Source organism: Streptomyces sp. NPDC051555 (assembly GCF_044454405.1).
In the GTDB taxonomy this organism is placed as follows: Bacteria; Actinomycetota; Actinomycetes; order Streptomycetales; family Streptomycetaceae; genus Streptomyces.
In genome coordinates this window covers 118,142-131,628 of sequence record NZ_JBITDP010000014.1, presented here as the reverse complement: position 1 = coordinate 131,628, position 13,487 = coordinate 118,142, and the positions used below count along the sequence as shown (strand labels likewise).

General features: G+C 71.7%; 11 protein-coding genes. 10 read left to right on the top strand and 1 reads right to left on the bottom strand.

Annotated features, from left to right (window positions below):
• Positions 1–30 precede the first annotated feature (30 nt).
• The 3 genes from ACIBEA_RS26585 (at position 31) to ACIBEA_RS26575 (ending at position 1,089) form a co-directional block, all read left to right on the top strand.
• Positions 31–219, top strand: coding sequence for a DUF4244 domain-containing protein (locus ACIBEA_RS26585; RefSeq protein WP_385779099.1), 189 nt, complete (start codon positions 31–33; stop codon positions 217–219).
• A 181-nt stretch (positions 220–400) separates the two neighbouring features.
• A complete protein-coding gene (locus tag ACIBEA_RS26580) occupies positions 401–709 on the top strand; it encodes a TadE family type IV pilus minor pilin (RefSeq protein WP_399265213.1) in 309 nt (102 codons plus the stop codon).
• On the top strand, positions 706–1,089 hold the full coding sequence (locus ACIBEA_RS26575; RefSeq protein ID WP_399265024.1) for an Rv3654c family TadE-like protein: 384 nt from the start codon (positions 706–708) through the stop codon (positions 1,087–1,089). Before ACIBEA_RS26580 ends, ACIBEA_RS26575 begins: the two co-directional genes overlap by 4 nt.
• Here the strand turns inward: ACIBEA_RS26575 and ACIBEA_RS26570 are convergent.
• Positions 1,052–3,508 carry a DEAD/DEAH box helicase gene (locus ACIBEA_RS26570; protein WP_399265022.1) on the bottom strand — a complete coding sequence of 819 codons (2,457 nt, stop codon included), beginning with the start codon at positions 3,506–3,508 and terminating at the stop codon, positions 1,052–1,054. The two genes, ACIBEA_RS26575 and ACIBEA_RS26570, sit on opposite strands and share 38 nt — an antisense overlap.
• Positions 3,509–3,589: 81 nt before the next feature.
• Between ACIBEA_RS26570 and bldG the strand changes: the two genes are divergently transcribed.
• The 7 genes from bldG to topA all read left to right on the top strand — a co-directional run bounded on the left by bldG (position 3,590) and on the right by topA (position 13,022).
• On the top strand, positions 3,590–3,931 hold the full coding sequence (gene bldG, locus ACIBEA_RS26565; protein WP_008743037.1) for an anti-sigma factor antagonist BldG: 342 nt from the start codon (positions 3,590–3,592) through the stop codon (positions 3,929–3,931).
• A gap of 86 nt (positions 3,932–4,017) precedes the next feature.
• Entirely contained in the window at positions 4,018–4,485 is a 468-nt protein-coding gene (locus tag ACIBEA_RS26560; protein ID WP_399265020.1) for an ATP-binding protein, read from the top strand.
• A gap of 299 nt (positions 4,486–4,784) precedes the next feature.
• Positions 4,785–7,187, top strand: a complete 2,403-nt coding sequence (locus ACIBEA_RS26555; protein ID WP_399265018.1) for a sodium-translocating pyrophosphatase — start codon at positions 4,785–4,787, stop codon at positions 7,185–7,187.
• Positions 7,188–7,337: 150 nt separating this feature from the next.
• Positions 7,338–7,904: a small secreted protein gene (locus ACIBEA_RS26550; protein ID WP_399265016.1), complete on the top strand. Its 567-nt coding sequence runs from the start codon at positions 7,338–7,340 to the stop codon at positions 7,902–7,904.
• A gap of 190 nt (positions 7,905–8,094) precedes the next feature.
• The gene (locus ACIBEA_RS26545; protein ID WP_399265014.1) at positions 8,095–9,621 is read left to right on the top strand and encodes a methyltransferase; all 1,527 of its coding nucleotides are present in this window, start codon (positions 8,095–8,097) and stop codon (positions 9,619–9,621) included.
• 102 nt (positions 9,622–9,723) lie between these two features.
• Positions 9,724–9,921 carry a hypothetical protein gene (locus ACIBEA_RS26540; protein WP_399265012.1) on the top strand — a complete coding sequence of 66 codons (198 nt, stop codon included), beginning with the start codon at positions 9,724–9,726 and terminating at the stop codon, positions 9,919–9,921.
• A 311-nt stretch (positions 9,922–10,232) separates the two neighbouring features.
• Positions 10,233–13,022 (top strand): type I DNA topoisomerase, encoded by a 2,790-nt coding sequence (gene topA, locus ACIBEA_RS26535; protein ID WP_399265010.1) that lies wholly within the window; start codon positions 10,233–10,235, stop codon positions 13,020–13,022.
• The last annotated feature ends 465 nt before the right edge of the window (positions 13,023–13,487 follow it).

Sequence of the window (13,487 nt, the reverse complement as noted above, 5' to 3'; positions counted from 1 at the left end):
GAAAATTCACAGGAGGTTGTCGTGAGGATCATGTGGGTGCGTGTTCGGTCGGCTCTGCGGGGCCGCTGCGGGGACGCGGGAATGTCGACTTCGGAATACGCCATGGGCACGATCGCGGCGTGTGCGTTCGCCGCCGTTCTGTACAAGGTGGTCACGAGTGACGTCGTCGCGGCGGCGCTCCAGTCGACCATCGGGAAGGCACTCGATGCGCCTTTCTGATCACCGTTCCGATGGCCCTCCCGGTGTCCCTTCCGATGGCCCTTCTGGCGGAGCTTCTGACGGATCTCCTGACGGGGTTTCTGATCGGTTTCGGGGCGGCCTTTCTGACGGTGCGTCCGGGGGGTGCGGGCGGTCCGGCGAAATGGGTGACCGGGGATATGTGACGGCGGAGGCGTCCTTGGTGATCCCGGCCCTGGTCCTCTTCGCGGCGCTGCTGGTGTGGGCGCTGATGGCGGCGGCCGCGCAGATCCGGTGCGTGGACGCGGCGCGGGCCGGGGCGCGGCTGGCGGCCCGCACCGAGCCGGTCGAGGTGGCGCTCGCGGCGGCCCGGGAGGCCGCCCCGGCGGGGGCGCGGGTGGAGCTGGAGCGGGCGGGTGACCTGTGGCGGGTCAGGGTGAGTGCGCCCGCGCCGGGCCCGCGGGCCCTGTCGGTGCGGCTGGGGGCCCAGGCGGTGGCGCTGGCCGAGGACAGCGTGGGGCCGCCGCCGTGAGCCGGGAGCGGGGTTCGGCCACGGTGTGGGCGGCCGTGGTGGCCACGGCGCTCGTGGCGGTCTTCGGGGGCGTGCTGTTGCTGGGCCAGGCGGTGGTGGCCCGGCACCGGGCCGCGGCCGCCGCCGACCTGGCGGCCCTGGCCGCCGCCGCGAGCTGGACCCATGGCCCCGCGGCCGCGTGCGCCGCGGCGCTGCGGGTGGCGGTGGCACAGGGCGCCCGGATGGCCGCCTGCACGGTCTCGGGCGAGGTCGCGGAGGTGACGGCCCTCGCCCCGACCGGTCCTTACGCCCCGCGGTCCACCTCGCGCGCGGGTCCCGGGCCGGACCCCGGGCCGGGGCTGACTAGGGCGGCGGCGGGGCCGCTGAGAGGAGGTGGGTGAGGAGGCGGACGGCGCCGCGCTTGTGGAGGGGGTCGTTGCCGTTGCCGCACTTGGGGGACTGGATGCAGGACGGGCAGCCGGCCTCGCACTCGCAGGCGGCGATCGCGTCGCGGGTCGCGGTCAGCCAGGCGCGGGCCGTGTGGAAGGCCCGCTCCGCGAACCCGGCACCGCCGGGGTGGCCGTCGTAGACGAAGACCGTCGGAAGGAGGGTGTCCGGGTGGAGCGGCACGGAGACGCCGCCGATGTCCCAGCGGTCGCAGGTGGCGAACAGCGGGAGCAGCCCGATGGAGGCGTGCTCGGCGGCGTGCAGGGCGCCGCCGAGGATCTCCGGATCGATCCGGGCCTCGTCGAGCTGGTCCTCGGTGACCGTCCACCACACGGCCCGGGTGCGCAGGGTGCGCGGCGGCAGGTCGAGCTTGGCCTCGCCGAGCACCTCGCCGGTGATCAGTTTGCGCCGTAGGTAGGAGACCACCTGGTTGGTGACCTCGACCGACCCGAAGCAGAGCGTGGCCGGGCCCCAGGGGATCGAGGTCTCGGTGTCCAGGACGGAGATGGAGGTGATGTCGCGGGCGGTGGTGGAGAAGGGCGGGGAGGCCTCCTCGACGAGGGCGACCGAGTCCTCCAGGTCCAGGTTCTTCACCAGGTAGGTGCGGCCCTGGTGGAGGTGGACGGCGCCGTCGTGGACTGCGGTGTGGGCGGCCGCCTCGTCCACGGTGCCGAGCAGCCGGCCGGTGGCGGCCTCGACGATCTGCACCGGGCGCCCGCCGCCGCCCCGGATGTCGGTCAGGTCCGAGGCGCGCTCCCGGCGGGTCCAGTGCCAGGCCGTGGCCCGGCGGCGCAGCAGCTTCGCCGCTTCGAGCTGGGGCAGCAGGTCGCGGGCGGCCGGGCCGAAGAGGGCCAGGTCGGGCTCGGTCAGGGGCAGCTCGGCCGCCGCCGCGCACAGGTGGGGGGCGAGGACGTACGGGTTGTCGGGGTCCAGGACGGTGGCCTCCACCGGCTGCTGGAACAGGGCCTCGGGGTGGTGGACCAGGTAGGTGTCCAGCGGGTCGTCCCGGGCGACCAGGACCGCCAGGGCGCCGTGGCCGGAGCGTCCGGCCCGGCCCGCCTGCTGCCACAGGGAGGCCCGGGTGCCCGGGTAGCCGGTGATCAGGACGGCGTCCAGGCCGGAGACGTCCACGCCCAGCTCCAGGGCGGTCGTGGCGGCGAGCCCGAGCAGCTCGCCGGAGTGCAGGGCCCGCTCCAGGGCCCGGCGCTCCTCGGGCAGGTAGCCGCCCCGGTAGGCGGCCACCCGGGGCGGTAGTGAGCGGTCGACGGAGGCGAGGCGCTCCTGGGCGATCAGGGCGATCAGCTCGGCGCCGCGCCGGGAGCGCACGAAGGCGACCGTACGGACCCCCTGGACGACCAGGTCGGTCAGCAGGTCGGCGGTCTCCGCGGTCGCCGTGCGGCGCACCGGGGCGCCCTTCTCGCCCCGCAGCTCGGTGAGCGGCGGCTCCCACAGGGCGAAGACGACCTCGCCGCGCGGAGAGGCGTCGTCCGTGATCTCCGTCACGCTCGTGCCGGTCAGTCGGCTCGCCGAGGCGGCCGGATCGGTGGCGGTGGCCGAGGCGAGGAGGAAGACCGGATCGGAGCCGTAGCGGGCGCACAGCCGTCGCAGGCGGCGCAGCACCTGGGCGACGTGGGAGCCGAAGACCCCGCGGTAGGTGTGGCACTCGTCGATGACCACGTAGCGCAGGGCCCGCAGGAAGGAGGACCAGCGGGGGTGGGCCGGGAGTATCCCGCGGTGCAGCATGTCGGGATTGGTGAGCACGTAGTTGGCGTACTGGCGGACCCATTCGCGCTCCTCGACGGGGGTGTCCCCGTCGTAGACGGCGGGCCTGACCGCGTTTCCCAGGGGCCGGGCCAGCTCCCGCACGGCCCGCCGCTGGTCGGCGGCCAGGGCCTTGGTGGGGGCGAGGTACAGGGCGGTGGCGCCCCGACCGTTGGGCGCCTCGGCGCCGTCGGCGAGGGCGCTGAGCACCGGGGCGAGGTAGGCCAGGGACTTGCCGGAGGCGGTACCGGTGGCGACGATCACGGATTCGCCGTCGAGGGCGAGCTCGGCCGCGGCGGCCTGGTGTTCCCACGGATGTTCGATGCCCGCTGCCTGGATCGCGGCTACGACATCAGTTCGGATGCGATCGGGCCAGACCGCATGACGGCCCTCCCGAGGGGGCAAGTGCTCCGTATGGGTGATGCGCGCAGCTCGCGAAGGCCCCCGTGACAGGCGGTCCAGGACCGTGTCGGGGCCGGGTCGTGAGTCCGCGGCTGCCGTGGGCCGACCGGGACGGGGAGTATGGGACATCCGAAGTGAGTGTGTCACCGGTGTGCGGGACAATGGTCCCAAGGCGTCGTGCGCGCCTGCCGGTAAGTGATTGAATGCCATCGCGGCAGCCAATCCCTCCTCTACCTTCGGGTGAGGAGGCCCCTGGGGGGCGCCGCTCGATAGCAAGGTGCTGGAGGATCCGTGGACCTGTCCCTGTCGACTCGCACAGTTGGCGACCGCACAGTCGTCGAGGTCGGTGGCGAGATTGATGTGTATACCGCGCCCAAGCTGCGCGAGCAGTTGGTCGAGTTGGTGAACGACGGCAGCTACCACTTGGTTGTCGACATGGAGCGAGTGGACTTCCTCGACTCCACCGGCCTCGGTGTGCTCGTGGGAGGCCTCAAGCGCGTCCGCGCGCACGAGGGCTCGCTGCGCCTGGTGTGCAACCAGGAGCGCATCCTCAAGATTTTCCGCATCACCGGTCTCACCAAGGTGTTCCCGATCCACACCACGGTGGAAGACGCCGTCAACGCCACCGACTGACGGATCCCGCCAGTAGGAGCGGGGGGTTCCGGGCCACAGTGGCCCGGGCCCCTGCAAGGCACGCCCGTAGTCCGAGGGGGACGCGCATGGCCACCGTTGAACTCCGCTTCAGCGCTCAACCCGAACACGTCCGGACTGCCCGTCTGGTCGCGGCCGCCGTGGCCCGCCGGGCCGGCGTGGAAGAGGCCGTCCTCGACGAGGTCAGACTCGCCGTGGGCGAGGCCTGTTCGCGCGCCGTCGGGCTGCACCGCGGCAACGGGCTGACCGCTCCGGTCCGCGTCGTGCTGACCGACGAGGAGAAGGTCTTCTCCATCGAGGTCGGCGACGAGGTCCCCGGGCCGCCCGGTGGCACCGCCACGCCTTCTTCGGCCGACGCGGACGCCGACCCGGACTCCGCCGCGGCGATGGACGACGCCGACACCACCGATACCGAGGACGAGATGAGCCTCGCGGTGATCAGCGGACTCGTCGACGACGTCGAAGTGACCAGTGGGGAATCGGGCGGTGTCATCAGGATGAGCTGGCCGACGACCGGCGCCTCCGAACTCCCCTAGTCCGCCCGTGTTTCTCGCACGGACCCCCCATAGATCTTTAATCCCATCTTCCGATATTTTTTCAAGGCCCTGCTGAGCAGGGCCTTTTTTGTTTTTCTAGATCGAATCCCGGTGATCCGGGAACGCCGCGCGACCGGTCAATGGGTTTGCCCCATTACTACTTTCGAGGGTATTGGCGTGACGCGATCTATTGGTGAGGAGCAAGAGCAGGCCAATTCCGTTTCCCGCCCACTGTTTTGATCAGGTCGCGCTCCCTACAATCCGTCCACATCTTGGGTTCATCACGTCAAGGAGGACGAATGACGGGGCTCTTCACCCCTCTCGCGCAAGAAGGCACCGCTCCGCTGGCTGCGGCGGTGCTTACCGATGACAATCGGCTTATCGTGATCGTCATCGCCGCGGTGGCACTCGCGGCACTCGTGGTCGCGCAGATCCTGGTCCGCCAGGTCCTCGCCGCCGACGAGGGAACCGACCGGATGAAGGAGATCGCGGCGGCCGTCCAGGAAGGCGCCAACGCCTACCTGGGGCGGCAGATGCGCACCCTCGGTATCTTCGCCGTGGTCGTGTTCTTCCTGCTCTTCATGCTCCCCGCCGAGAACTGGACCCAGCGGGCGGGACGTTCCGCCTTCTTCCTCGTCGGCGCGCTCTTCTCGGCCGCCACCGGCTACATCGGCATGCGCCTGGCCGTCCGCGCCAACGTCCGCGTCGCCGCGGCCGCCCGCGAGGCCACCCCCGCCGAGGGCGAGGCCGCCAAGGACCTCACCGAGGTCTCCCACAAGGCCATGCGGATCGCCTTCCGCACCGGCGGCGTGGTGGGCATGTTCACCGTCGGCCTCGGCCTGCTCGGCGCCTCCTGCGTGGTGCTCGTCTACGCCGCCGACGCCCCCAAGGTCCTGGAGGGCTTCGGCCTCGGCGCCGCGCTCATCGCGATGTTCATGCGTGTCGGCGGCGGCATCTTCACCAAGGCCGCCGACGTCGGCGCCGACCTGGTCGGCAAGGTCGAACAGGGCATTCCGGAGGACGATCCCCGCAATGCCGCGACCATCGCCGACAACGTGGGCGACAACGTCGGGGACTGCGCCGGAATGGCCGCCGACCTCTTCGAGTCCTACGCCGTCACGCTCGTCGCGGCGCTCATCCTGGGCAAGGCCGCCTTCGGCGACCTGGGCCTGGCCTTCCCGCTGATCGTCCCGGCGATCGGCGTCGTCACCGCCATGATCGGCATCTTCGCGGTCTCCCCGCGTCGCACCGACCGCAGCGGCATGAGCGCCATCAACCGCGGATTCTTCATCTCGGCGGTCATCTCGCTGGTGCTCGTCGGCGTCGCGGCCCTCGTCTACCTGCCCTCCAGCTTCAAGGACCTGGTCGGCGTCGAGGACGCGGGCATCACCGGCCACTCCGGAGACCCGCGCGTCTTCGCGCTCGTCTCCGTGGCCATCGGCATCGTGCTCGCGGCCCTGATCCAGCAGCTCACGGGCTACTTCACCGAGACCAACCGCCGTCCCGTCCAGGACATCGGCAAGTCCTCGCTCACGGGAGCTGCCACCGTCGTCCTCGCCGGCATCTCCATCGGCCTGGAATCCGCCGTCTACACCGCGCTGCTCATCGGCCTCGGTGTCTACGGCGCCTTCCTGCTCGGCGGCACCTCGATCATGCTGGCGCTCTTCGCGGTGGCCCTGGCCGGCACCGGCCTGCTGACCACCGTCGGCGTCATCGTCGCCATGGACACCTTCGGCCCGGTCTCCGACAACGCCCAGGGCATCGCGGAGATGTCCGGCGACGTCGAGGGCGCGGGCGCCCGGGTCCTGACCGACCTGGACGCGGTGGGCAACACCACGAAGGCGATCACCAAGGGCATCGCGATCGCCACGGCCGTACTGGCCGCCGCCGCGCTCTTCGGCTCGTACCGCGACGCGATCGCCACGGCCGTCAAGGACGTCGGCGCCAAGGCCGGGGACATGGGCCTGAGCCTGGACATCTCGCAGCCCAACAACCTCGTCGGGCTGATCCTCGGCGCGGCCGTCGTGTTCCTCTTCTCGGGCCTGGCCATCAACGCGGTGTCCCGCTCGGCCGGCGCCGTGGTCTACGAGGTGCGCCGCCAGTTCCGCGAGCACCCCGGGATCATGGACTACACCGAGAAGCCCGAGTACGGGCGCGTCGTGGACATCTGCACCAAGGACGCGCTGCGCGAGCTCGCCACGCCCGGCCTGCTCGCCGTGATGGCCCCCATCGCGGTCGGCTTCAGCCTCGGCGTCGGGGCGCTCGGTTCGTACCTGGCCGGCGCGATCGGCACCGGCACGCTGATGGCGGTCTTCCTCGCCAACTCCGGTGGCGCGTGGGACAACGCGAAGAAGCTCGTCGAGGACGGCCACTACGGCGGCAAGGGCAGTGACGCGCACGCCGCGACCGTCATCGGCGACACCGTCGGCGACCCGTTCAAGGACACCGCCGGCCCCGCGATCAACCCGCTGCTCAAGGTGATGAACCTGGTCGCGCTGCTGATCGCCCCCGCCGTCGTGCAGTTCAGCTACGGCGTGGACGCCAGTGCGACCGTCCGCGCGGTGGTCGCCGTCCTGGCGATCATCGTGATCGTCGGCGCGGTGTACGTGTCCAAGCGGCGCGGCATCACGGTCGGCGACGACACGGGCAGCGACGCCGCCGAGCGGGTGGCCCAGCCGGCCGACCCCGCGGTGGTGTCCTGACGGTACGCCGAAGGGCCCTCACGGGGGCCGTGATGCGGGACCGAATGGCGGACGGGCGGCGCGTACTGACGCGCCGTCTGTCCGTCTTTCCGCTTATCCGGACGCAGACGTGTATCTTCCGGGCCGAGAGCCTTGGAAGGGACCGATCCGGTGAACAAGAAGTTTGCGGCCGCCTTGTCCGGCGGCGCGGTACTGATGCTCGTGCTGTCCGGTTGCGGTGACGACGGCGACAAGAAGACCGACGACTGGGCCAAGAAGGTCTGCGACAAGTGGCAGCCCGAGCTCAAGAAGATCGAAGCCGCCAACGCCGACATCAAGCGCGTGGCGACCGAGAGCAGCAAGCCCGAGGACGTGCAGAAGACCGACGCGGGCGCGTTCCAGACCATGTCCACCTCGTACAAGGCCATGGGTACGGCCCTGACGGGCGCGGGAGTTCCTCCGGTCAAGGACGGTGATGCGACCCAGAAGGCCGCCGTCAAGGGCTTCGAGGACACCTCCAAGGGCTATGCGGACCTCAAGACGAAGATGGACGCCCTCGATCCCAAGGACCAGGGCAAGTTCGCCGAGGGCCTCAAGACCATCGCGAGCGGCCTCGACCAGACGACCCAGGGCGGCAAGGCGGCCCTGGAGAAGCTGAAGGCGGGCGGCCTCGACAAGTCCATGAACGGTCAGAAGGGCTGCCAGGTCGCGGCGGCCCCGGAGCCGTCCAAGAGCTGACCGCCCGCCTCCTGACGGGGCGTACGCCGACCAGGGCGGCCGGGACCGGAAACGGACCCGGCCGCCCTGGTGCCGTGACCGGGAGGGTCCACCGTGTCGCGGCGCCCGGCACGGCACCGGTGCGCGCCGGGCCGCCGCCCGTGTCCGCCGCGTCGCACGGATTGTCGGTGACAGCGGCCACAATGGGTGGGTGAGTACCACCAGCCTTCCCCGCCTCCCCTCGCCCGCCCGCGCCGCCGCCCTGCGCGCGGCCCTGCTCGCCGCGGGCTTCACCGCCGACGGCCTGCTCGACCTGCTCGGCGCCCCCGCCTATGCCGCGCTGGCCCGCAGCGAGACGGTCCCCGCCCTGCGCGCCACCCGCGGCGACGGTCCGCTGGAGGGCCTGGTGCGGCTCTTCCTGCTCCAGCGGCCCGTGCCGTACGACCGGGCCGCGGTCGCGCTGCCCGTCGAGGAGGCGCTGGCCGACGGCTGGCTGCGCCGCGCGGGGGACGACGTACACGCCGTGGTGGACGTGCGGCCGTACGGCGGCCCGGACGGCGAGGACTGGTTCATCGTCTCGGACCTGGGCTGCGCGGTCGGCGGGGCCGGCGGGATCGGCAGCCGGGAGGAGGGCGTGGTCCTGGGCGTCGGCGGGGCCTCCACCACCCTGGCCGGGATCACCGTGCGCACCCCGGTCGGCTCGGCCCTCGACGTCGGCACCGGATCCGGCATCCAGGCCCTGCACGCGGCGCAGCACGCGACCCGGGTCACGGCCACGGACGTCAACCCGCGCGCCCTGGACTTCACCCGTCTGACGCTTGCGCTGTCGGGAGCCCCGGAGGCCGAGCTGCTCACCGGTTCGCTCTTCGAGCCGGTCGGCGACGCGACCTACGACCTGATCGTCTCCAACCCGCCCTTCGTGATCTCGCCCGGGGCCCGGTTGACCTACCGGGACGGCGGGATGGGCGGGGACGACCTGTGCCGCGCGCTGGTCCGCCAGGCCGGTGACCGATTGAATCCGGGCGGATATGCGCAGTTCTTGGCCAACTGGCAGCACGTCGAGGGCGAGGACTGGCACGACCGGCTGCGTTCCTGGGTGCCGGAGGGCTGCGACGCGTGGATCGTGCAGCGTGACGTGCAGGACGTGACGCAGTACGCGGAGCTGTGGCTGCGGGACGCGGGCGACCACCGCGAGGACCCCGAGGCGTACGCCCGGCGCTACGAGGCCTGGCTGGACGAGTTCGAGGCGCGCAAGACCAAGTCGATCGGCTTCGGCTGGATCACTCTGCGCCGGACGGACGCGGCAGCCGCGTCGATCGTGGTCGAGGAATGGCCGCACTCGGTGGAACAGCCGCTCGGCGACACCGTCCGGGCCCATTTCGCCCGCCAGGACTACCTGCGCGAGCACGACGACGCGGCGCTGCTGGAGGGGTACTTCCGGCTGGCCCTGGAAGTCGTCCAGGAGCAGGTCGGCGCGCCCGGCGCGGAGGACCCGGAGCACGTCGTGCTCCGCCAGAACCGCGGGATGCGGCGCGCCACCAAGGTGGACACGGTCGGCGCGGGCTTCGCCGGAGTGTGCGACGGCTCACTGAGCGCCGGGCGCATCCTCGACGCGATCGCCCACCTGGTCGAGGAGGATCCGGTGGTGCTGCGGGACCGTACGCCGGAGGCGATCCGGCTGCTGGTGGAGCAGGGGTTCCTGGAGCCGGCGGTGCCCCCGGAGCCCTCGCAGCCGTGAGTTAACCCGGGGTTCGCGCGCCGTACGCCCGGGGCTGGAAGGGTCCGCACCGGGGGAGTCCGGGGGGACTCCGGCAGCGGCGCTTGGGGCGGGGGAATCGGCGTGGAAAGTGGTCCGGCGATCTTCGCGGCGGCCGTGTTCCTGCTGTTCGGCGCGGCCCTGCTGACCTGGACGGGGGCGTGCGCATGGCGCCGCGCGCCGGTCGCAGAGGGCGTGCGCCACGCCGTGGCCGTACCGGTCGCCGTCCTGGCCGGCGCGCTTTCGCTCGCGCTCGGCGCGTGGTGCCTCGGCCAGGTCTGACCCCGGCGCCGGAGCGAGGCGCCGCAGGGCCCGCGGGACGGGCGGAGCGGCGTTCGCCAGCCCGTTCGCCAGCCCGCCCGCAACCCTTTCCGGGGAGCTCCGAGGGCGGGGCCAGACGGCCCCCAGGACCCCCCGCACGGTGATCAGGAAGGGTCCGCCGCGGCATCCGGGCGGCAGAAGTGGCACTTGTCGGGTTACCGTTCGAGTGGCCGTTGCGGGCTTGTGCCGTTTGACACGGGGGCGGGTTGTACCGTCACACTCCGCAGCGTCGCCGTACTGCGACCGAGTGCCGACCGGAGAGAAGAGCCAAGTTGTCCCCGACTAGCGAGACCGCAAAGGGCGGCCGCCGACTCGTCATCGTCGAGTCTCCTGCCAAGGCGAAGACGATCAAGGGCTACCTCGGCCCGGGATACGTCGTCGAGGCGAGCGTCGGGCACATCCGCGACCTCCCCAGCGGCGCGGCCGAGGTTCCCGACAAGTACACGGGCGAGGTCCGTCGTCTCGGTGTGGACGTCGAGCACGACTTCGCGCCGATCTACGTCGTCAACGCGGACAAGAAGGCGCAGGTCAGGAAGCTCAAGGAGCTGCTGGCCGAGTCCGACGAACTTTTCCTCGCCACCGATGAGGACCGCGAGGGCGAAGCCATCGCGTGGCACCTGCAGGAAGTCCTCAAGCCCAAGGTCCCCGTCCACCGGATGGTCTTCCACGAGATCACCAAGGACGCGATCCGCGACGCCGTCGCCAACCCGCGCGAGCTCAACCAGCGCATGGTCGACGCCCAGGAGACCCGCCGCATCCTCGACCGCCTCTACGGCTACGAGGTCTCGCCGGTCCTGTGGAAGAAGGTCATGCCGAAGCTGTCGGCGGGCCGCGTGCAGTCGGTGGCCACCCGCATGGTCGTCGAGAAGGAGCGCGAGCGCATCGCCTTCCGCTCGGCCGAGTACTGGGACCTGACCGGCACCTTCGCCACCGGCCGCGCCGGTGACGCCTCGGACCCGTCCTCGCTGGTCGCCCGGCTGAACACGGTCGACGGCAAGCGCGTGGCCCAGGGTCGCGACTTCGGTTCCACCGGGCAGCTCAAGAGCGAGGTGCTGCACCTCGACGAGGCGAACGCGCGCTCGCTGGCCGCCGCCCTCGCCGAGACGGCCTTCGCGGTCCGCTCGGTCGAGTCGAAGCCCTACCGCCGCTCCCCGTACGCGCCCTTCCGCACGACCACGCTCCAGCAGGAGGCCTCGCGCAAGCTCGGCTTCGGTGCGAAGGCGACCATGCAGGTGGCGCAGAAGCTGTACGAGAACGGCTTCATCACCTACATGCGTACGGACTCCACGACGCTGTCCGAGACCGCCATCACGGCGGCCCGGGCGCAGGTCACGCAGCTCTACGGGGCCGAGTACCTGCCGGAGAAGCCCCGCGTCTACGCGGGCAAGGTCAAGAACGCGCAGGAGGCGCACGAGGCGATCCGTCCTTCGGGTGATCGTTTCCGCACGCCTGCCGAGACGGGCCTGACCGGCGACCAGTTCCGCCTCTACGAGCTGATCTGGAAGCGGACCGTCGCCTCCCAGATGAAGGACGCGGTCGGTAACTCGGTCACCGTCAAGATCGGCGGCCGGGCGAGCGACGGCCGTGACGCCGAGTTCTCCGCCTCCGGCAAGACGATCACCTTCCACGGCTTCATGAAGGCCTACGTCGAAGGCGCCGACGACCCGAACGCCGAGCTGGACGACCGCGAGAAGCGGCTGCCCCAGGTCGCCGAGGGCGACGCGCTGTCCGGCGAGGAGATCACGGTCGACGGCCACGCGACCAAGCCCCCGGCCCGCTACACCGAGGCCTCGCTGGTCAAGGAGCTGGAAGAGCGCGAGATCGGCCGTCCGTCGACCTACGCGTCGATCATCGGCACGATCCTCGACCGCGGCTACGTCTTCAAGAAGGGCACGGCCCTCGTGCCGTCCTTCCTGTCCTTCGCCGTGGTGAACCTGCTGGAGACGCACTTCGGGCGGCTCGTCGACTACGACTTCACGGCCAAGATGGAGGACGACCTCGACCGCATCGCGCGGGGCGAGGCCCAGTCCGTGCCGTGGCTCAAGCGGTTCTACTTCGGCTCCGAGGACGCCTCCGAGGTGGTCCCGGCCAACGGCGACCACCTGGGCGGCCTGAAGGAACTGGTCACGGACCTGGGCGCGATCGACGCCCGGGAGATCTCCTCCTTCCCGGTCGGCGAGGGCATCGTGCTGCGCGTGGGCCGCTACGGTCCCTACGTCGAGCGCGGCGAGAAGGACTCCGAGGGCCACCAGCGGGCCGACGTACCGGACGACATGGCTCCGGACGAGCTGACCACGGAGTACGCGGAGGAGCTCTTCGCGAAGCCGAGCGGTGAGTTCGCCCTGGGCAAGGACCCGATCAGCGGGAACGAGATCGTCGCGAAGGACGGTCGCTACGGGCCGTACGTGACGGAGATCCTTCCCGAGGGCACGCCGAAGACGGGCAAGAACGCGGTCAAGCCGCGGACGGCCTCGCTCTTCCAGTCGATGAGCCTCGACACGGTGACGCTGGAGGAAGCGCTCAAGCTGATGTCGCTGCCGCGCGTCGTCGGCGTGGACGCCGAAGGCGTCGAGATCACCGCGCAGAACGGCCGGTACGGCCCGTACCTCAAGAAGGGGACGGACTCGCGCTCCCTGGAGACCGAGGACCAGCTCTTCTCGATCACGCTGGAAGCGGCGCTGGCGATCTACGCCCAGCCGAAGCAGCGCGGCCGGGCCGCGGCCAAGCCGCCGCTGAAGGAGCTGGGCACCGACCCGGTCAGCGAGAAGCCGGTGGTGGTCAAGGACGGCCGCTTCGGTCCGTACGTGACGGACGGCGAGACGAACGCGACGCTGCGGCGGGACGACGACGTCGAGACGATCACGCCGGAGCGGGGCTACGAACTGCTCGCGGAGAAGCGCGCGAAGGGCCCGGCGAAGAAGACCGCCAAGAAGGCCCCGGCCAAGAAGGCGACCGCGGCGAAGAAGACGACGACGGCCAAGAAGACGGCCGCCAAGAAGACGACGGCGAAGAAGACGACGGCCAAGAAGACCGCCGCCGCCACCCCGTCGACGGACGAGTAGGCAGCCCCACCACCCCGACACCCGAAGGGCCCCGCGCACCCCGCGGGGCCCTTCGGCCGTCCAAGGCCCCCCGGGCCGGACGGGTCGCTGTCCCTCCCCTCCTACCGTCGGGACGGACGTGGACGGGTCGTTGTTCCCCCGCTCCTACGGTCGGGACGGACGTGGACGGGTCGTTGTCCCTTCGCTCCCGAGGGCGGGACGAACTCCGACGGGGCCGGGGTGGGGCCGGGCAGGAGGGTCCCCGCAGGCCGAGCGAGCCACCCCCGCCCCACGACTCCGACCCGCCTAGGGCTCGCGAGCCGAGGAGACCCTCCTGCCCGGCCCCACCCCCCGGTGCCCACCCCCCGGTGGCCCCCCCCCCGGGGCCCCCCCCCCCGGGGCCCCCCCCCCGGGGCCCCCCCCCCCGGGCCCCCCCCCCGGGGGCCCCTCCTGCCCGGCCCCACCCCGCGGTGCCCACCCCGCGGT